Raw genomic sequence first — 18,728 nt, 5'->3', positions numbered from 1 at the left:
CGGTCCGTGAGCGGGATCTTCGGGGGGTGTCGGCCTTTCTCCACGGGCCAGCGGTCCAGTGCCGGTACGGCGTCGCAGCACCAGGCCCGGGTGCCGGGGCATGTGCAGTTCACGGCCCTCCCCGGGGCAAGCTGTCGACTGCGGGCCGGGCGCGGCGTGCCTCCGTGTCAGGGTTATCCACCGCCCTCGATGCTGGATCCCGAATGTCGGGGCCGCACCCTATCCTGATTCGAACAGGTGTTCGGAACCGGAGTGTCAGGGGATGGTGGTCATGGGGCGGGACTGGGTGAGAGGTCGCCGGCGACGCCTTCCCGGGCTCACGCGCGACACTCTCGCCCTGCGGGCGGGGTCCCTGGACGCGCCGGCCTTGTCGGCGGGTCTGCAGGGCCTGTGGGATGACGCGGTCGCGGAGTCACGGCGTCTGGCGGTCCAGATGCGGGCCCTGGCCGCGTTCTGGATCGACCCCGCCTCCCCGGACACCGATCCGTGTGAGGTCGACGAGATGGACCTGCGGGTCGCCCTCGCCTTGCGGGTCACCGAGCATGTCGCTCACCGCAGGATCCGTCAGGCCCACATCGCCGTGGTCGACCTGCCGGGGGTGTGGCGGCGTCTCGCGGCCGGGGAGCTGCCCGCCCCGTGGATGACGAGGATCCTGGCCAAGACCACCGACCTGACCCCCGTTCAGCGGGCGCTCGTGGACGCCGAGATCGCCTCGTGGGACCTCGCGGTCACCGCCGAGCAGTTCGCCCGGCAGCTGGGTCTGGTGATCACCCGGATCCACAGCCGGCAGCTGCTCGCCGAGGACCAGCAGCCCGCCGCTCGGCGGTGTGTCGAGGTCCGTCGCATCGAGGAGGAGGGCGTGGCGTGCCTGTCGGTGCTGGGCCCGGTCCCGGAGATCCACGCCCTGGCCACCCGCCTGGACGCCGCCGCGCGAGCCGTCCAGGCCGCCCAACGCCGCACCCTCACCGCCATCGCCACGAGGCCCGGGGACGGTGGAGATGCGGGGACAGGCGTCTCCGCCGGGGCCGGGGACGGCGTGGTGCCGTTCGACGATGGGACCGTGGGCCGGGCGGGCAGGGCGATGTCGTTGGCGGCGTTGCGGTACGCGATCCTGACCCGCTCGATCCTGGACACCGGCTCGGTCGAGGTCCCCGCGCCCCGGTTCCGGGTCGGCGTGACGGTCCCGGCCACGACCCTGCTGGGTGCGGGAGACGAGCCCGGTCTGCTCGACGGCACGATCCCGATCCCCGCGGACATGGCACGGTCCCTGGCCGGGGGTGAGGACACCTGGTACCGGGTCCTGACCGACCCCATCACCGGGGCGTTCCTGCCCGCCCGTCAGGAGAGGTACCAGCCCACCCGGGGGATGCTCGAACACCTCCGCCACCGTCATGGCACGTGCGCGGTCCCGGGGTGTGCCCGGCCGACCTCGCAGGCCGCGGAGTGCGACCACATCATCGAGTACGACCACACCGATCCCGGGCGGGGCGGCCTCACCGCGATCGAGAACCTCCACCTGCTGTGCTGGCAGCACCACCTCGCCAAGACCCTCGGTCGCCTCGACCCCACCCGCCTCCCGGTCCCAGACCAGGGACGGGGGCACGGACCCGGGTCAACGCGGTGGGTGTTCACCGATACCACCAGCGTCGACGTACCCGACGACACCGACCTGTTCACCCCACGCATCGCCACCGACCTCGCCGACCACTGGGCAGCGCATCAACGACTCCAGCGCCAACGCCGACGGGGCCTGGACCGAGAACGCCAACGGGACCTGCCCGACGACCCCGGACCACCACCCTGCTGACCCGGGGCCCGTCAAGGATCCCGCCGCCGACCCGGTCGGCTCCAGACGACGACGCGGTCGGCACCAGGCTCCGGTCCTGTCACGGCTCGGTGCCGCCGGCGTTCGGCACCGCCGAAACTGGCTGCGCTGCCGCCGGCGCTCAGCGGGCGGGTTGGGGCGCGGGCCCTAGGCGGGATCGGAGGCGGCGGCGTCGGTGGCCGTGCCCTGCGCGACCCATCCCTCCACGCCCGCCACGTGCGCGGCGGCGTGGATGCGCGCGAGATCGCCCCGTCCCTGGCGGAGCGCCTCGAGGATGCGCCGGTGCTCGTTGAGAGTGCGCTCGACCGCGAAGTCCTCCGTGAGCCCGCGCCACAGCCGCGCCCGCGCGGTCGAACTCGCGAGCCCGTCCAGGAGCGAGGAGAGGTACGGGTTCCCGCAGCGCGAGTTGATGAGGTGATGGAACTTCATGTCCGCCTCGACCAGCGTCGAGATGTCGGAGTCCGCGCCGAGCGGCGCCATCAGGTCCTCGAGCGCCTGCAGGTCCTCCGCCGTGAGGTGCGCGCAGGCGCTCTCGACGGCCGAGGGCTCGAGCAGCCGCCGCACCTCGAGCATGTGCACCATCTCGGAGTCCTGATGCAGCTCGAGCACGAAGCCCACGGCCTCGATGAGCAGATCAGGGGCGAGGCTCGTGACGTACGTGCCGTCGCCCTGCCGCACGGCGAGCACCCGGATCACCGAGAGCGCCTTGACGGCCTCGCGCAGCGAGTTGCGGCTCACGTCGAGCCGCTCCGAGAGCTCCTTCTCCGGGGGCAGGCGATCACCCGGCCGCAGCTCGCCCTCGACGATCATGGACTTGATGGCGTTGATCGTCCGGTCCGTCACGGTGACATCGGCCATGAGCAGTTCCTCCTCGACGTGATGGGAGACCCGCCGCGGGGCGACGATGCCTTCTGATGACTGTACGTGGACCCCGCCGCGCGACGCGCGCGGTCCGCGGCACGACGTGGCCGATGGACGCCTGGGCTCAGCGGGCCCGCAGGCCGTACATGCCGCCGTCGACCGCCACCGAGGTGCCCGTGGTCGAGGCGTTGCGCGGAGAGGCGAGGAAGACCACCGTCTCGGCGACCTCCTCGGGCGTGACCATGCGGCCGGTCGGCTGGCGGGCGTCGAGCGCCGCGCGCTCCGCGACGGGGTCCGGGAACCCCTGCAGCATGCGGTCGACGAACTCGGTGGCGACCGTGCCCGGATTGACGCAGTTGACCCGGATCCGGTCGGGAAGATGATCCGTGGCCATCGCAAGGGTCATGGCGTGCACGGCACCCTTGGTCGCGGAGTACAGCACGCGTTCCTGCAGGCCGGCGTAGGAGGCGATCGAGGCCATGTTGACCACGGCGGCCGCCGTGGACCGGCGGAGATGGGGGAGCGCCGCCGACGTCACGCGCGCCATCGAGGTGACGTTGACGGAGAGCACGCGCGCCCACTCCTCGTCGTCGTTGGCGGTGACGTCGCCGACCGCGCTGATCCCCGCGTTGTTGACGACGACGTCGATGCCGCCCAGCAGCTCGGCGGCCCGTTCGACCGCGGCGGTGGTCGCGGGGCGGTCGCCGAGGTCGACCTCGACCTGCTCGGCGCCCGCGGGTGCGCCCTCGGGCCGTAGGTCGAGCACGCACACCCGGGCGCCGAGCTCGAGGAAGCGGCGTGCGGTGGCGCGCCCGATGCCGGAGGCACCGCCGGTCACGATCACGCGCAGGCCCTGATAGTCGTCGAGAGGCATGGTGGGGGTCCTTTCACAGCGGACGGGTCAGCAGGGGCGGGGACGGCACGCGCGGGCGAGGCGGTCTGGCGAGGCGGTCAGGCGGAGCGGAAGGTCTGGCGCTGGCGGCCCAGGCCCTCGATCTCGAGCTCGACCACGTCGCCGGCCCGCAGATAGGGCTGGTCGGGCATGCCCATGGCGACCCCGGCGGGGGTGCCCGTGTTGATGAGGTCCCCGGGGTAGAGCGTCATGAAGCGGCTGAGGTAGGCGATCACCTCGCCGACGCCGAAGATCTGGTCGGCCGTGGTGCCGTCCTGGCGCACCGTGCCGTTCACGCTCAGGCGCAGACGCAGGTCCTGCGGATCCGCGATCTCGTCGGCGGTGACGAGGTAGGGCCCGAGGGGGTTGAAGGTCTCGCAGTTCTTGCCCTTGTCCCACGTGCCGCCGCGCTCGATCTGGAACTCGCGCTCGGACACGTCATGCGCGACCACGAAGCCGGCGACGGCGTCGAGGGCCTCGCGGGGATCCTCGGTCCAGCGCACGGTGCGGCCGATCACGACGCCGAGCTCGACCTCCCAGTCCGTCTTGACCGATCCGCGGGGGATCAGCACGTCGTCGTCCGGACCGACGACGGTGTCCGGGGCCTTCATGAAGACGATCGGCTCGGCGGGGATCTCCGCGTGCGTCTCCCGCGCGTGATCCAGATAGTTCAGGCCGATGCACAGGATCTTGCCGGGAGTCAGCGGCGTGCCCACCCGCTCATCGGAGGTCTCGTCGATCTGCGGCAGCGTGCCGGCCTCGATCGCCTCGCGCGTGCGCGCCAGGCCGTCCTGCTCGAGGAAGGAGCGGTCGATCGCGGTGCGCTCCCCGGTCAGCGACGTGATGTCGTACGCCGTGCCCTCGTGCTGCACCGCCACGCGCTCGTGACCGCGCGGCCCGTGTGCGAAGAACCTCATGGACTGCCTCCCGACGTGAGTGATCGTCCCATCCTAAACATACATCCGATGTCTGTGGCGGAATCGCCGTCGGACCGTGGTCACGCCTGCGGCGAACACCGGGAAGGAAACGCGGCCCGTCCGCGTAGTCTCGGTGCAACCACCACCACCAGCATGGGAGTGACATGTTCGAACGCTTCACCGATCGCGCCCGGCGCGTCGTCGTCCTCGCCCAGGACGAAGCGCGACTGCTGAACCACAACTACATCGGCACCGAGCACATCCTGCTCGGACTGATCCACGAGGCCGAGGGCGTCGGCGCCAAGGCCCTCGAGGCCCTGGGCGTGACGCTGGAGGCGGCTCGCGAGCAGGTCCGCGACATCATCGGCGAGGGCAACCAGGCCCCGACGGGGCACATCCCCTTCACGCCGCGCGCCAAGAAGGTGCTCGAGCTGTCCCTGCGCGAGGCGCTCCAGCTCGGCCACAACTACATCGGCACCGAGCACATCCTGCTCGGCCTGCTGCGCGAGGGCGAGGGCACGGCCGTCAAGGTCCTGACCCGCCTGAAGGCCGAGCCGTCGGCCGTGCGCCAGGAGGTCATCGAGCGTCTCTCGGGCTACCAGGGCAAGGAGCCGGCGACCGCCGGCGGCCCCGCCGAGGGGCAGCCCGCGGGCTCGCTCGTGCTCGACCAGTTCGGCCGCAACCTGACCCAGGCCGCCCGCGAGGGCAAGCTCGACCCGGTCATCGGGCGCGAGAAGGAGGCCGAGCGGGTCATGCAGGTGCTCTCGCGCCGCACCAAGAACAACCCGGTCCTGATCGGCGAGCCCGGCGTCGGCAAGAGCGCCGTCGTCGAGGGCCTCGCCCAGTCCATCGTCGCGGGCGACGTGCCCGAGACCCTCAAGGACAAGCAGCTGTACACGCTCGACCTGGGGTCGCTCGTGGCCGGCTCGCGCTACCGCGGCGACTTCGAGGAGCGCCTCAAGAAGGTCCTCAAGGAGATCCGCACGCGCGGCGACATCATCCTGTTCATCGACGAGATCCACACCCTCGTCGGCGCCGGCGCGGCCGAGGGCGCGATCGACGCGGCGAGCATCCTCAAGCCGATGCTCGCGCGCGGCGAGCTGCAGACGATCGGCGCGACCACGCTCGAGGAGTACCGCAAGCACATCGAGAAGGACGCGGCCCTCGAGCGCCGCTTCCAGCCGATCCAGGTCGACGAGCCGTCGATCGCGCTGACCGTGGAGATCCTCAAGGGCCTGCGCGACAGCTACGAGGCGCACCACAAGGTGACCATCACCGACGGGGCGCTCGTGGCCGCCGCGAACCTCGCCGACCGCTACGTCAACGACCGCTTCCTGCCCGACAAGGCGATCGACCTGATCGACGAGGCGGGCGCGCGCCTGCGCATCCGTCGTCTGACCGCGCCGCCCGAGCTCAAGGAGTTCGACGCCCGCATCGAGGCCGTCCGCAAGGACAAGGAGTTCGCGATCGACGGCCAGGACTTCGAGAAGGCCGCGTCCCTGCGCGACCAGGAGCAGTCGCTGCGCACCGAGCGCGACGCCAAGGAGAAGGCGTGGCGCGAGGGCGACTCCGACGCCGTCACGGTCGTCTCCGAGGAGACCATCTCCGAGGTGCTCGCGGCCTCGACCGGGATCCCCGTGGTGCGGCTCAACGAGGAGGAGTCCTCGCGCCTGCTGCACATGGAAGACGAGCTGCACAAGCGCGTCATCGGCCAGGACGAGGCGATCCACGCCCTGTCCCAGGCGATCCGCCGCACCCGCGCCGGCCTCAAGGACCCCAAGCGTCCGGGCGGGTCGTTCATCTTCGCCGGCCCCACGGGCGTCGGCAAGACCGAGCTCGCGAAGGCGCTCGCGGAGTTCCTGTTCGGCGACGAGGACGCCCTCATCCAGCTCGACATGTCCGAGTTCGGCGAGAAGCACACGGCCTCGCGCCTGTTCGGCTCGCCTCCCGGGTACGTCGGCTACGACGAGGGCGGCCAGCTCACGGAGAAGGTGCGGCGCAAGCCGTTCTCGGTGGTGCTGTTCGACGAGGTGGAGAAGGCCCACGTGGACATCTTCAACTCGCTCCTGCAGATCCTCGAGGACGGTCGCCTGACCGACTCCCAGGGCCGCGTCGTCGACTTCAAGAACACCGTCATCATCATGACCACCAACCTGGGCACCCGCGACATCGCCAAGGGCGTGCAGGTGGGCTTCCAGGCCGGCGGCGACCTCTCGACCGACTACGAGCGCATGAAGAACAAGGTGCACGAGGAGCTCAAGCAGCACTTCCGCCCCGAGTTCCTCAACCGTGTCGACGACGTCGTGGTGTTCCCGCAGCTGTCGCAGGAGGAGATCGTCGAGATCGTCGACCTCATGGTCGGCAAGCTCGACGTCCGTCTGGCCGAGCAGGGCATGACCCTCGAGCTGACCCCCTCGGCCAAGGCCCTGCTCGCCGAGAAGGGCTACGACCCGGTGCTCGGCGCGCGGCCGCTGCGTCGCACCATCCAGCGCGACATCGAGGACGCCCTGAGCGAGAAGATCCTGTTCGGCCAGGTGCATTCCGGCGACAGCCTCGTCGTCGACGCACGCGGCGAGGGGATCCTCGGCGAGTTCGTCTTCAGCCGCCGGGGCGAGGACGGGACGCTGAGCCCGATCTCCGAGGAGGTCGACGTCGAGTCGATCACCCAGGCCCGGGCCGAGGAGCTCACGCATCCGGACGCCGAGGCCGAGGGCACGGGGAGCGACCGGATCACGCCCGAGGCGGGGCCCGCCGACGCCACGGAGGCGCGCCGCGAGGACGGCTCCGACTCCGCGACCCGGACCAGCCTGTCCTGATCCGCGCCGTCTGACAGGAAGGAGAGGTGCGAGCGTTCGAGGCCTGGATCACCACCATCGCGGATGCGTGGTGGGTCCACCTCGTCGTGCTCGGCCTCTCCTTCCTCGACGGCTTCTTCCCGACGGTCCCGAGCGAGTCCGTCGTCGTCTCGCTCGGCTCCCTGTGGGCGTCCTCGGGCAAGCCGTCGATCATCCTGCTGGGCCTGGCCGCGTGGGCCGGCGCCTGCCTGGGCGACAACGTCGCCTATGCGATCGGCCGCTTCGTGGGCTGGGACCGCTTCCGGTTCTTCCGCGAGGGCCGCGGCCGCGGGGCCGTCGAGGCCGCCCACCGAGGGCTCCGGCGCCGCGCGCTGCTGTTCCTCATGACGGCGCGCTACATCCCCTTCGGCCGCACGGCCGTGAACCTCGTGGCCGGGGCGCTGCGCTACCCGCACCGCCAGTTCCTGCACCGCGATCTGCTGTCCACGTTCACGTGGGCGGTCTACTCGGTGACGATCGGCGCCGTGGCCGGCCAGTGGTTCGAGCACAACAAGACCCTCGGCATCGGCGTGGCCCTCGTGGCGGCCGTGGTCATCGCCCTGATCGCCGACCGGGTCGTCAACATCGTGCACCGCGTGCTCGATCGCCGCGCCGACGCCCGCGAGGCCGCCGAGGCCCAGGGCGAGGAGACGTCGGACGGCGCGGCGTCCGACGACGGCCCCGACGACGAGTCCAGCCCCGAGATCGCCGCGAGGAGAGCACCATGACCCACCGCATCCGTCCCGCCCTGCCCGCCGACGTGCGGGGGATCGACGCCCTCGTCCAGCCCCTGGCGACCGAGCAGATCCTGCTCGGCAAGGACATGGTGGCCTACTACGAGGCCGTCCAGGAGTTCCTGGTCGCAGTTGACGAGGAGACCGGCGAGCTGGTCGGCTGCGGCGCCCTGCACGTCATGTGGGAGGACCTCGGGGAGGTCCGCACGCTCGCGGCCCGCGCGGACCAGCGCGGCCGGGGTGTCGGGCACGCCCTGCTCGAGGCTCTCCTCGAGCGGGCTCGCGCCCTCGGGCTGTCCCGTGTGTTCTGCCTGACCTTCGAGGTCGGGTTCTTCGAGCGCCACGGCTTCGAGGTGATGGCCGACGACGGCGTGGACCCGAGCATCTACATGGAGCTGCTGCGCTCGGTCGACGCCGGCGTGGCCGAGTTCCTCGACCTGGCACGGGTCAAGCCCAACACCCTGGGCAACACCCGGATGATCCGCCACCTCTGAGCGCGCCTCCCGCGCCCTGCCCCGGGCGGTCTCAGGGCAGGGAGATCAAGCCGTCGCGCTCGACCGCGAGACCGTCGGCCACGAGGGTCGTGAGGCAGCGCTCGACCCGGGCGGGGTCGGCGGTGTCGAGCGCGTCGAGGAGCGCCCGGTCGGCGGCGCCGTCGGCGCGCAGTCGCGCCATGATCATGCCCCGCATCTGACGGTCGGTGCCCTCGAAGGGCTGGACCCGGCGCTTCGCCTCCGGCTGGTCGGGCAGGCCCGCCGCGAGATAGGCGCAGCCGTGGGCCGCGAGCGGGCACGCGTCGCAGTGCGGTGTGCGCGAGGTGCACACGAGGGCCCCGAGCTCCATCGTCGCCTGGTTCCAGCGCACGCTGCGGGCCCTGTCGTGCGGCACGCACGAGGCGACGAGCGCGCGCTCGGCGGCGGTGAAGGACGGGGCCGGCTGCTGGCGCCCGCTCACGGCGCGGGCGAGCAGGCGCCGGATGTTGGTGTCGGCCACGACGGTGCGCTCCCCGAAGGCGAAGGCACCGACCGCGGCGGCCGTGTACTCGCCGATGCCCGGCAGGGAGCGCAGCTCCTCGGGGGCCGAGGGGACCTGACCCTCGAAGCGCTCGACGATCGCCTGGGCGCACGCGTGCAGGCGCAGCGCGCGCCGCGGGTAGCCGAGCCGGTCCCACGCCCGCAGCACCTCGGCGACGGGTGCGGCGGCGAGGTCGGCCGGCTCGGGCCATCGCCGCATCCAGTCCTGCCAGCGGGGCAGGACCCTCACGACGGGCGTCTGCTGGAGCATGATCTCGGAGACCAGCACGCCCCACGGCGTCCGGTCGGCCTGCCGCCAGGGCAGGTTCCGCGCGGCCTCGTGGTACCAGGCGAGCACCGCGTCGATCGCCTCGTCGGCGAGCGGCGTCCGGCCGGAGGCGGGCGAGGGGGCGGGGGCGGAAGGGGGCACGGCGTTCGAGGGTAGCGCGCAGCACGGTGCGGACACGATGCAGGGGCGGGACCGTGCGGTCCCGCCCCTGCGAGCGTGCGCTCGACGTGCCGGAGCGCTCAGAGGCTCAGCAGCCCGGTGCTCAGTAGCCCGTGCCGCGATCGGTCGGCGCCGAACCGCTCTGGGCCCGGAGCAGGTCGCGGATCTCCGTGAGCAGCATGACGTCCTCGGGAGCGGCCGACTCCTCCTCCTCGGGAATGCCGCGGCGCTTGCGGTCGAGCTGCCGCGCCTTGGCCATCGGCATCACGAAGACGAAGTAGACGACGGCCGCGGTGATGAGGAAGGAGATCACGGCGGAGAGGATCGCGCCGAAGTCGACGACGGTCTTGGGATTGGTGATCTGGAATGCCAGACCGTTGACGTTCTGACCGCCGAAGACGTTGATGACCGGCTGGATCAGGTGGTCGACGATCGAGGTGATGAGGGCGGTGAACGCGCCGCCGATGACAACGCCGACCGCGAGGTCGATGACGTTGCCCTTCATGACGAAATCCTTGAAGCCCTTCATGGGTTTCCTCCTGGGGGAAAGGTGCGTGTCCGGTGCCTCGGAGGAGGCGAGATGAAACCTACCGGACCACGGCCACGACCACCCACCCCTCGCGTGTCGCCTGGGCCACCTCGGCGCTGTCCGCCGGCTCGACGGCCAGCAGCGCCGTCGTGGTGGCTCCGGGGTCGCCGCCCGGGGCGATCGAGCCCTCGGCCTCGGCGTCCTCGACCACGGTCGCCGGGAGGCTGCGGGTCACGCCCGGGTCCGCCGTCGAGGCGAGCACGCGCACCCGCGAGCCCGCCGTGAGGTAGGGCACGAGCGAGGTGTCGACCGGGACGGCGATCACGTCGAGCCCCGCCGCGGTGCCCGGGTCGTCCGCGTCGCGCAGGGACGAGGCGGCGACCGCGGCGCCTGCGGGAACCGCCGTCGTGAGGCGTCGCCCCTGCGCGCTCGCGGGCTCGGCGAGCGCGGCGTCGGGAGCGAGCTCCGCGGCCACGTCGGCGACCTCGAGATCGCCCGGCCCCAGCACGTGCCCGGCCGGCAGATCGCGAGCGGCGGTGACGACCGGGACCGTGTGCGAGGACGCCGGGGCGAACGCCGGGAGCACGAGGGCCGCGACGGCCAGGAGCAGCAGGAGCGTGAGCATCCGGCGTCGGCGACGGAGCGCGCGACGCAGGTCCCGCAGGCGGTCGGGGGAGAGGAGTCGGGGCATGGCGCGACGCTAGGCCGCGGCGGTCATGCCGTGCCGCCAGGGTCAGGGAGCTGTGGATCCCCGCGATGTGGGGAGGGAAGGCCCCGTGCCGTGCGTCAGGCGGCGGGGGTCGGCGCAGGCGCCGACGAGGAGGGGCTCGAGTCCGTCGGCGTGCTCGTCGTGCTCGACGAGGTCTCGCTCGAGCTCGACGTCGCCGCGGCGGTCTCCGCGCCCTTCGCGGCACCCGCGCCCTGGGACCCCGTGCCCTTGGACCCCGAGTCGGTCGAGTAGAAGCCCGAGCCCTTGAAGACGATGCCGACGGAGTTGTACACCTTGTGCAGGGCGTCCTGGCCGCAGCTCGGGCAGGTCACGAGCGCGTCGTCGCTGAAGCTCTGGCGCAGCTCGAAGCGATGTCCGCAGTTCTTGCAGGCGTAGACATAGGTGGGCACGGGGTTCCTCCGGAAGCGCTGATGGACCGGGCGCGGACCGCTGGGGCCTCACGCACCGAGGGGGAGCATACAACCGGGCATGCCCACCAGACCCTCGGAGGTGAGCACCGCCTCGACGGGCACGTCGTGCTCCTCGCGATCGAGCGCTCCCGCCTCGAGCAGCTCGGAGGGGTGGACGACCGCGATCACCGGGACATCCGGCCGGCGGTACAGCAGGGCGCGGTCGTAGTAGCCGCCGCCGTGGCCGAGCCGGGTGCCCGAGCGGTCGACCGCGAGGGCGGGGGCGAGGATCAGATCCGCCTGCGCGAGGGCTCCCGGCCCGTGCCGCACCCCCGGCGGCTCGTCGCCGAAGCCCCGCCCCGGCGAGGCGAGCGCCGCCGCCGACTCGTCGGCCTCGACCCAGTCGAGCTCCGCGCCGCCGGACGCGGCCGGGAACAGCACGCGCAGCCTCGCCCCGGCGTCCTCCACGCCGCGTCGCAGCACCGCCACCACCTCGAGCACGGGCGGTTCCGTGGGGAGGGGCCAGAAAGCCGCGACCGTGACGGTCGGGCGCTCGCGGGCGACGCCCTCGAGGTACAGGGCGAGCGGGGCCGCGCGATCCGCGAGCGCGCCGGGCGTCGCGAGCGCGCCGGAGTCGACGGCTGCCCGGCGCGCTCGGCGCAGCTCCGCGCGACGTTCGGCCTTGGCCTCCGAGGCGCCCGGGTGTCCGGAACGCCCCGGGTCGCGATGTGAGGACGGCGTGCCCGGGGAGCTCATGGAGCCATGCTGGCACGACGGAGGGGACGAGAGGCTCATCGGATGACGGTCAGCGGCCCCTCGTCGTCGGTGGGTGGTTCGAAGTGGTCGACGTACAACGCGATGAGGTCGTCGCTGAGCGCATAGTCGTCCTGGTGGGCAGCTCGGCGGGCCCGCATCCGTTCGAGCACCACGTGACGTGGTGTGGCGAGGAAGATCGTCTCCGGTTCCACACCGAGTGGGCGCAGGAGGTCGCGGTAGCTCTCCCGGGCGTCGCGCGACCAGAACGAGAAGTCGAGCACGACATCGGCTCCCGCAGCGACGAGGGCCACGAGCCGGCTGCGGAGCTCGCACTCGATCTCCCGGTGGACGTCGGGAGGCAGCGGCATCGAGCGGATGCCGCGCCGCCACGCCTCCTGGTCGAAGGACAGCCGAACAAGCCCGTCCTCGTCCTCCAGGCGGCGAGCGACCGTGGACTTGCCCGAGCCGGCCGGCCCGCACATGAAGACGACCTTGCTCACCTCCTCGACACTAGAGCCGCCGGCGGCCCGTGTCGATGCCGCGGAGGGCCACCGTCACCGGCCCGCACCCGCCTCCTCTACGATGCACCGCATGCCGAGCACCTGGCCCATCGAGCTGCGGGACCGGGAGATCGAGCTGCGCCCGCTGCGCCGCACCGACCGCCGGGCCTTCGAACGCCTGCGCGCCGACAACCGCGCGTGGCTCGCACCGTGGGATGCGACGGACCCGGACCCGGACGCACGGCGCCCGCCGTTCGCGCAGATGGTGCGCTGGGCCGCCGAGGCCGGCCGGCGCGGCACGGGTCTGTCGCTCGTGATCGTCGTCGACGGTCGCCTCGCCGGCCAGGTCACCGCCGGCCCCATCCTCCACGGCGCCCAGTCGAGCGCGACCCTCGGCTACTGGATCGACCGTCGTCTCGCCGGGCGGGGCATCGTGCCGCGTGCAGTCGCCCTCCTGATCGACCACTGCTTCGCCGACCTCGGGCTGCATCGCATCGAGGTCGGCATCCGCCCCGAGAACACCGCGAGCCTGCGCGTGGCCGAGAAGCTCCATCTGCGCGACGAGGGGCTGCGGCGTGCCCTCATCCACGTCGACGGCGCGTGGCGCGACCATCGCGGCTTCGCGCTCACGGCCGACGAGGTCGCGACCGACGCGACCGGACGCGGCGTGCTGGCCCGCCTGATCCGGGAGGCCGAGGCGCCCGGCGGGGATGCCCGCGGGCTGTGACACGGAACGCCGGGCGAACTCGGGCGCGTCGTGACCAGGGAAATCACAGCCGTGTCATTAGGCTTGCGGGGTGGGAACGATCAACCTCGGCGCCGTGCTCTTCGCGCTTCTGCTCCTCGTGTGGCTCGCGTATGCGGTGCCGCGCATCGCCGAGCGCCGCGACGTGATGGGCCAGACCCGTCCGATCGACCTCTCCCGCAACTCCGGGACGGCCCGTGACCTCACCGAGGCCGCCCACCTCCGCCGTCGATCCTCCGAGGTGCACGCCGACATGTCCGACAATCGCCTGCTCTCGCGTCCGTCCGATCCGACCGCCCGGCCGCGCTTCGAGGAGCCCGCCCGCGTCGTCATCGAGCAGGAGGACCCGGCCGCGCGATCCCGTCACGGGCGCCGCACGGCGCTCGTGGCGCTCGTCGCCCTCACGGCCGTCGCCCTCGTGCTCGCTCTGGCTGGCGTCCTGGCCTGGTACGTGCCGGTGATCCCGCTCGTGGTCCTGGCTGGTTTCGTGATCCTGCTCCGTCGCGCCGAGCTCGCTCGCCGTGACCGGGTGCGCGGCGAGACCTCCGCTCGCCGTCGTGCTCTCGCCGCGGCGCGCACGGCTGCCGCCGAACGCCTCGCCGCTCCCTGCCGCGAAGAGGAGACAGCTGCCGAGGCCGCCGGCACGGCGCCCGCTCCCGCCACCCTGCGCGACCCTCACGAGTGGACGCCGCGCCCGGTCCCACGTCCCGCCTACTCCCTGCGGGGCGACGTCGACGACCTGCAGAGCCGACACCTCGAGCACCGCGCGAGCGTGCTCGGCACGTCGACGGGCTACGAGCGCGAGGACCTCGAGGACCAGGAAGCCGTCCGCGAGGAGGTCGAGGGCCTGGCCCCCGCCGTCGACCTCGGTCTCGACGAGATCCTCGCGCGCCGCCGCGGGGCGTGACGCTCCTCGGAGACACCGATTAGCCTGTGCGCATGAGTTCACTGACGCGTCGACTCGCCGCGGCCTCCGGGTCCCTCGTCCTCATCGCCTCCCTCGCCGCGTGCAGCGGCGGCGGGAGCTCCGATCCGTCGTCCGCCTCCGACCGTGGCAGCGACGGCGGCGGCGCCACCGAGCGGACCCTCACGGTCTTCGCCGCGGCCTCGCTGACCGACGTGTACGGCGAGATCAACACGGAGTTCGTCAAGGAGCATCCCGGGGTCACGATCCAGATGACCAACGGCGGCTCCAACGACCTCGTGACCCAGATCAGCCAGGGCGCCCCCGCCGACGTGCTCGCGACCGCCGACACCAAGACCATGGACACGGCCGTGCAGCAGGGGCTCATCGCGGGCGACCCGACGACGTTCGCGACCAACGAGCTCACGATCGCCGTCCAGCCCGGCAACCCCAAGGGCATCGCCACGCTGCAGGACCTCGCCAAGCCCGACCTCACGGTCGTGCGCTGCGCCGCCGAGGTGCCGTGCGGCTCCGTGACGGACCAGATCCTCGCCGACACCGGCGTCACCCTCACGCCCGCGAGCGAGGAGAACTCGGTCACCGACGTGCTCGGCAAGGTGACGGCGGGCGAGGCCGACGCCGGTCTCGTCTACACGACCGACGTCAAGCGCTCCGACGGCAAGGCCGAGGCGATCTCGATCCCCGAGGCCGCGGCGCACGCCACCGAGTACCCGATCGCCGTGGCGAAGGACTCCGACAACGCCGACCTCGCGAAGGAGTACGTCGACTTCGTGCTCTCCGCGACCGGCCAGGCGGCCCTGAAGGACGCCGGCTTCGGCGCCCCGTGAGACGCGACGGCACGGCGCTGCCCGCGCTCGTCGTGCTGATGGCGGCGATCGCCACGTGCGCGGTGGTGCTGCCGCTCGCGGCGATCCTCGTCAACGTCCCGTGGGGCCAGGCCGTCGAGTTGCTGACGGCCACCTCGTCGCTCACGGCGCTGCGCCTGTCCCTCGTCACCTCGACGATCTCGGCCCTCGTCTGCCTGCTGCTCGCGCTGCCCCTCGCGCTCGTGCTCACCCGCACGCGCCTGCCCGGCCGCTCCCTGCTGCGGGCCGTCGTGCTCGTGCCGCTCGTGCTCCCGCCCGTCGTGAGCGGGCTCGCCCTGCTCATGACCGTCGGGCGCCGCGGCCTGTTCGGTCCGCTCCTCGAGGCCGTCGACGTGCGGATCGTCTTCACGACCACCGCGGTCGTGCTCGCCCAGGTCTTCGTGTCGCTGCCCTTCACGGTGCTCACGCTCGAGAGCGCACTCGTGACCGCCGGGAGCGAGCCGGAGCGGCTCGCCGCGACCCTGGGCGCCGGGCCCCTCACGGTGCTGCGCCGGATCACGCTGCCGCGCCTGGCGCCCGCGATCCTCACCGGCACCATCCTCGCGTTCGCCCGCTCCCTCGGGGAGTTCGGCGCGACCCTCACGGTCGCCGGCTCCCTCGAGGGCACCACCCGCACCCTTCCGCTGCAGATCTACCTCGCCCGCGAGAGCGACACCGGCTCCGCCGCCGTGCTCTCCCTGCTGCTGATCATCGTGGCCCTCGGCGTTGTGCTGCTGGCCTATGCGCGCCGCAGCCCGCGCGCGGGCGCCGCGCCGGCCCGGGCAGGAACCCGATGAGCGCCGCCGCCCTCGAGCTCGACATCGCCGTGCCCGCCCGGGACGTGCACCTCGCCCTCGCGCCCGCGCCGGGCCGCATCACCGCGGTCATCGGGCCCAACGGCGCCGGCAAGTCGACCCTCATGGAGGCGATCGGAGGGACCCTCGGGGCGGTCGGCAGCGTCCGCATCGACGGGCGCGAGATCGGTCGCCTCGCCCCGCACCGACGGCGCATCGGGTATCTCCAGCAGCGCGCCGCGCTCTTCGAGCACCTCAGCGTGCGCGAGAACGTCGCGTTCGGCCCGCGTGCCCAGGGTGCCGGTCGGGGCGCCTCGCGCCGTCTCGCCGACCAGATCCTCGGCCGGGTCGGTGCCGCGTCCCTCGCCGATCGTCGCCCGCGCAGCCTGTCCGGCGGCCAGGCGCAGCGGGTCGCGATCGCGCGGGCCCTCGCGACGGACCCCGCCCTGCTCCTGCTCGACGAGCCTTTCGCGGCGCTCGACGCCGAGGTGACCGCGCATCTGCGCGCCCTGCTCGCCCAGACCCTCGCCGGGCGCACCGCGCTGCTGGTCACCCACGATCTGCTGGACGTGCTCGCCCTCGCCGACGACGTGGCCGTGCTCGAGGCCGGACGGCTCGCCGCGATCGGTCCCCGGGAACGGATCCTGGCGCGGCCGCCGACCGGGTTCGCGGCGCGCCTGACGGGCCGGGAGCTGCTGACGGGCACCCTCGAGGGCGGCGCAGTGGTCACCGAGACGGGTCTGCGCATCCCCGGGCGGCCCGACGACGGCGTCGCCGACGGAGCCCGGGCCATGGCCCTCGTGGACCCCGCGACGGTGCGGCTGCTCGACGATCCGGCTGACGTGCGCCGCGGCGGAGGGGAGGTCGCCCGGGTGCGGCTCGAGACCATCGGACGGCTCGGCTCGATGGTGGTGCTGCGCGGCGGCGGCCTGGGCGTGCAGATCGAGGCGGAGCGCGCGGCCGTCCGGGCGCTGCCCGCGGTGGGGGAGGAGATGGCGGTGCTGCTCGACGGCTCCCGCACACCGATCTACGCTGGCGATCATGGCCACGACGAGCACGACCACTGACCCCCGCTCCTCCGACGCCGCCGACCCCGCCGTCCTCCTCGAGGCCGCGCGCATCGCCGCCGGAGCCGCCGCCGACCACATCCGCAGCCTCGACCGCAGCGCGATCGACCGTGAGGACAAGACCTCCGCGCACGACATCGTGACGATCCACGACAAGCGCTGCGAGGAGATCATCGTCGAGAACCTCGAGCGGCTCGTGCCCGGGGCCCGGATCGTCGGCGAGGAGGGCGGGGAGCGCGCCGGCGCCTCGGACGTGACCTTCTTCGTCGACCCGATCGACGGCACCTCGAACTTCGCCGCCGGCATGCCGCTGTTCTGCGTGTCCATCGGCGCCGCGATCGGAGACGAGCTCGTGGCCGGCGTGATCGACGCCCCGGTGCTCGGCCAGGTCTTCACCGCGGGGCCCGACGGCGCCTTCCTCAACGGCGAGCGTCTGCACCCGCACGCGACGCGCGCCGAGCGGGACGCGCTCGTGCTGAGCGGCTTCCCGACCACGCGCGACCTCGCCGAGGACGCCGCCTCCGCGGTCGAGGCCGAGCAGGAGATGCTCGGACGCATCGGCGCCGTGCGCAACCTCGGCACCGCCGCGCTCGAGCTTGCCTGGGTCGCCGCGGGCTGGGCCGACGCCACGATGCTCACGACCATCAATCCGTGGGACGTCGCCGCCGGTTTCGTGCTCGTGCGCGCCGTCGGCGGCTCGATCCGCACCTGGCCCGGGGCCACGGGCACGGACCTGCCGCCGCACGAGCACCCCGCCTACGTCGCGTGCCGCGGACCCGAGCGCCTCGCGGTGCTCGACGAGATCGAGGAGCGCCTCCAGGCCCGTCGCGAGGCGGGGGCGACGCCCACGGTGTGATCTTCGTCAGGGCGACGCCGCCGGTTCGATCCGGGGCCTGATCAGGTGCTATCTTGGCGGGGTCGCCGCGACGAGCGCGCGGCACGGGGCTTTAGCTCAGTTGGTAGAGCGTTTCGTTCGCAATGAAAAGGTCAGGGGTTCGATTCCCCTAAGCTCCACTCGAGAAACCGTGAGACAGTGACTCGTGAGAAGGACCCGCCGGGTGTACCCGGCGGGTCCTTCTGCATGAGGCGGCCCGGACGGGGCGGCGTCGACGGGGCGCCGCCTATCGCACGGATCGCAGGACGTCGAGGGCTGCGGCGTGGACGCCCGGGGCGGCGGCGATGTAGCCCTCGCTCTCGATGGTCCAGTCCGCGCCGTCGAGGTCGGTGACGGTGGCGCCGGCTTCCCGCGCGATGAGGACCGGCGCGATGTGGGAGCGGAGGTTCTCGAACTGCCTGTGCACGTCCGATCGGCCCGCGGCGACGTGGGTCAGATGCTGTCCGACGGGAATGGACTGCCGTACCGCGAGCGCCTGCGTCATCATCGCGCCGATCGCACGGCTGCGCAGGTCGAGGTCGGCGGGGTCGCTGAGGGGCCGGGCCTGCCCGGTGCCGGTCAGAGCGAGCCGCAGGTCGGTCTTCGCGGACACGGCCAGCGCGGTGCCGTTCAGCCACGCGCCTGCTCCGGCGATGGCGGTGAACATCTCCTCGACGGCCGGCGCGAACAGGGCGGCGAGCACGGCCCGCCCGTCGCGGACGAGGCTGACGCCGATGTTCCAGTCGGGCATGCCCTGCAGGGCATTGAGGTTCCCACCCACGGGATCCACGACCCACCAGTCGCCTGCCGGCATGGGGCCCTCGTCGTGCTCCTCGCTCGTCCACTGCGAGCCCGGCAGGGCCTTGAGCAGCGCCGGGCGCAGGCTGTCCGTCACCGCACCGTCGTTCGCAGCGAGGGAGGCGAAGAGCTCGTCCTCGGTGGTGAAACGGTGGTCGGGGCGGCTGACACGAGGCGCTGCTCGACGGAGAGAATCGGAGAGGATGCGCAGGAGATCGGTGTCGGACGTCATGCACGAAGAGTGTCATGCGC

20 protein-coding genes and 1 tRNA gene are annotated in these 18,728 nt (G+C 72.7%); 11 read left to right on the top strand and 10 right to left on the bottom strand.

Features of this window, described 5'->3' with window-relative positions; genetic code table 11:
* Positions 1–367: 367 nt before the first annotated feature.
* Entirely contained in the window at positions 368–1,807 is a 1,440-nt protein-coding gene (locus BRM3_RS13775; RefSeq protein ID WP_263593861.1) for an HNH endonuclease signature motif containing protein, read from the top strand.
* Between the two features lie 165 nt (positions 1,808–1,972).
* Here the strand turns inward: BRM3_RS13775 and BRM3_RS13770 are convergent, their stop codons facing one another.
* The 3 genes from BRM3_RS13770 to BRM3_RS13760 all read right to left on the bottom strand — a co-directional run bounded on the left by BRM3_RS13770 (position 1,973) and on the right by BRM3_RS13760 (position 4,495).
* Positions 1,973–2,683, bottom strand: coding sequence for a FadR/GntR family transcriptional regulator (locus BRM3_RS13770; protein ID WP_263593860.1), 711 nt, complete (start codon positions 2,681–2,683; stop codon positions 1,973–1,975).
* Positions 2,684–2,810: 127 nt separating this feature from the next.
* The gene (locus BRM3_RS13765; RefSeq protein WP_263593859.1) at positions 2,811–3,560 is read right to left on the bottom strand and encodes an SDR family NAD(P)-dependent oxidoreductase; all 750 of its coding nucleotides are present in this window, start codon (positions 3,558–3,560) and stop codon (positions 2,811–2,813) included.
* A gap of 77 nt (positions 3,561–3,637) precedes the next feature.
* Positions 3,638–4,495 (bottom strand): fumarylacetoacetate hydrolase family protein, encoded by an 858-nt coding sequence (locus BRM3_RS13760; protein WP_263593858.1) that lies wholly within the window; start codon positions 4,493–4,495, stop codon positions 3,638–3,640.
* A 164-nt stretch (positions 4,496–4,659) separates the two neighbouring features.
* Here BRM3_RS13760 and BRM3_RS13755 point away from each other — a divergent pair, with 164 nt between their 5' ends.
* Genes BRM3_RS13755 through BRM3_RS13745 form a run of 3 tightly spaced genes read left to right on the top strand, consistent with a single transcriptional unit; the run spans position 4,660 to position 8,557 of the window.
* Complete coding sequence (locus BRM3_RS13755) at positions 4,660–7,311, top strand: ATP-dependent Clp protease ATP-binding subunit (RefSeq protein ID WP_263593857.1); 2,652 nt, start codon at positions 4,660–4,662, stop codon at positions 7,309–7,311.
* Positions 7,312–7,337: 26 nt separating this feature from the next.
* Complete coding sequence (locus BRM3_RS13750; protein ID WP_263593856.1) at positions 7,338–8,057, top strand: DedA family protein; 720 nt, start codon at positions 7,338–7,340, stop codon at positions 8,055–8,057.
* The gene (locus BRM3_RS13745; protein WP_263593855.1) at positions 8,054–8,557 is read left to right on the top strand and encodes an amino-acid N-acetyltransferase; all 504 of its coding nucleotides are present in this window, start codon (positions 8,054–8,056) and stop codon (positions 8,555–8,557) included. The genes BRM3_RS13750 and BRM3_RS13745 overlap by 4 nt, the downstream gene beginning before the upstream one ends.
* A 31-nt stretch (positions 8,558–8,588) precedes the next feature.
* On the opposite strand, the gene BRM3_RS13740 is transcribed toward BRM3_RS13745, so the two are convergent.
* From BRM3_RS13740 to BRM3_RS13715, 6 genes are all read right to left on the bottom strand, one after another.
* Positions 8,589–9,506, bottom strand: coding sequence for an A/G-specific adenine glycosylase (locus tag BRM3_RS13740; protein WP_396126967.1), 918 nt, complete (start codon positions 9,504–9,506; stop codon positions 8,589–8,591).
* A gap of 121 nt (positions 9,507–9,627) precedes the next feature.
* Positions 9,628–10,053 (bottom strand): large conductance mechanosensitive channel protein MscL, encoded by a 426-nt coding sequence (gene mscL, locus BRM3_RS13735; RefSeq protein ID WP_263593854.1) that lies wholly within the window; start codon positions 10,051–10,053, stop codon positions 9,628–9,630.
* A gap of 58 nt (positions 10,054–10,111) precedes the next feature.
* Positions 10,112–10,744, bottom strand: coding sequence for an SAF domain-containing protein (locus BRM3_RS13730; RefSeq protein WP_263593853.1), 633 nt, complete (start codon positions 10,742–10,744; stop codon positions 10,112–10,114).
* 95 nt (positions 10,745–10,839) lie between these two features.
* Positions 10,840–11,172, bottom strand: a complete 333-nt coding sequence (locus tag BRM3_RS13725; RefSeq protein WP_263593852.1) for an FmdB family zinc ribbon protein — start codon at positions 11,170–11,172, stop codon at positions 10,840–10,842.
* Between the two features lie 48 nt (positions 11,173–11,220).
* Positions 11,221–11,928 carry a 5-formyltetrahydrofolate cyclo-ligase gene (locus BRM3_RS13720; RefSeq protein WP_263593851.1) on the bottom strand — a complete coding sequence of 236 codons (708 nt, stop codon included), beginning with the start codon at positions 11,926–11,928 and terminating at the stop codon, positions 11,221–11,223.
* Between the two features lie 35 nt (positions 11,929–11,963).
* The gene (locus tag BRM3_RS13715; RefSeq protein WP_263593850.1) at positions 11,964–12,428 is read right to left on the bottom strand and encodes an AAA family ATPase; all 465 of its coding nucleotides are present in this window, start codon (positions 12,426–12,428) and stop codon (positions 11,964–11,966) included.
* A 91-nt stretch (positions 12,429–12,519) separates the two neighbouring features.
* On the opposite strand from BRM3_RS13715, the gene BRM3_RS13710 reads away from it, so the two are divergent.
* The 7 genes from BRM3_RS13710 (at position 12,520) to BRM3_RS13680 (ending at position 17,818) form a co-directional block, all read left to right on the top strand.
* Complete coding sequence (locus BRM3_RS13710) at positions 12,520–13,155, top strand: GNAT family N-acetyltransferase (RefSeq protein ID WP_263593849.1); 636 nt, start codon at positions 12,520–12,522, stop codon at positions 13,153–13,155.
* Positions 13,156–13,225: 70 nt separating this feature from the next.
* On the top strand, positions 13,226–14,080 hold the full coding sequence (locus tag BRM3_RS13705) for a hypothetical protein (protein WP_263593848.1): 855 nt from the start codon (positions 13,226–13,228) through the stop codon (positions 14,078–14,080).
* Positions 14,081–14,112: 32 nt separating this feature from the next.
* Positions 14,113–14,925 (top strand): molybdate ABC transporter substrate-binding protein, encoded by an 813-nt coding sequence (modA, locus tag BRM3_RS13700; RefSeq protein WP_263593847.1) that lies wholly within the window; start codon positions 14,113–14,115, stop codon positions 14,923–14,925.
* Positions 14,922–15,740, top strand: a complete 819-nt coding sequence (locus BRM3_RS13695) for an ABC transporter permease (protein ID WP_263593846.1) — start codon at positions 14,922–14,924, stop codon at positions 15,738–15,740. The genes modA and BRM3_RS13695 overlap by 4 nt, the downstream gene beginning before the upstream one ends.
* Positions 15,737–16,804: an ABC transporter ATP-binding protein gene (locus tag BRM3_RS13690; RefSeq protein ID WP_263593845.1), complete on the top strand. Its 1,068-nt coding sequence runs from the start codon at positions 15,737–15,739 to the stop codon at positions 16,802–16,804. Before BRM3_RS13695 ends, BRM3_RS13690 begins: the two co-directional genes overlap by 4 nt.
* Entirely contained in the window at positions 16,779–17,660 is an 882-nt protein-coding gene (locus tag BRM3_RS13685; protein ID WP_263593844.1) for an inositol monophosphatase family protein, read from the top strand. Before BRM3_RS13690 ends, BRM3_RS13685 begins: the two co-directional genes overlap by 26 nt.
* Before the next feature lie 85 nt (positions 17,661–17,745).
* Positions 17,746–17,818 (top strand) — tRNA-Ala (locus tag BRM3_RS13680).
* 107 nt (positions 17,819–17,925) lie between these two features.
* On the opposite strand, the gene BRM3_RS13675 is transcribed toward BRM3_RS13680, so the two are convergent.
* Complete coding sequence (locus BRM3_RS13675; protein WP_263593843.1) at positions 17,926–18,708, bottom strand: inositol monophosphatase family protein; 783 nt, start codon at positions 18,706–18,708, stop codon at positions 17,926–17,928.
* Positions 18,709–18,728 lie beyond the last annotated feature (20 nt).

Origin of the sequence: Brachybacterium huguangmaarense (genome assembly GCF_025725725.1) — a bacterium.
GTDB classification, from domain to species: Bacteria; Actinomycetota; Actinomycetes; order Actinomycetales; family Dermabacteraceae; genus Brachybacterium; species Brachybacterium huguangmaarense.
This window is presented reverse-complemented; position numbering and strand designations above follow the sequence as displayed.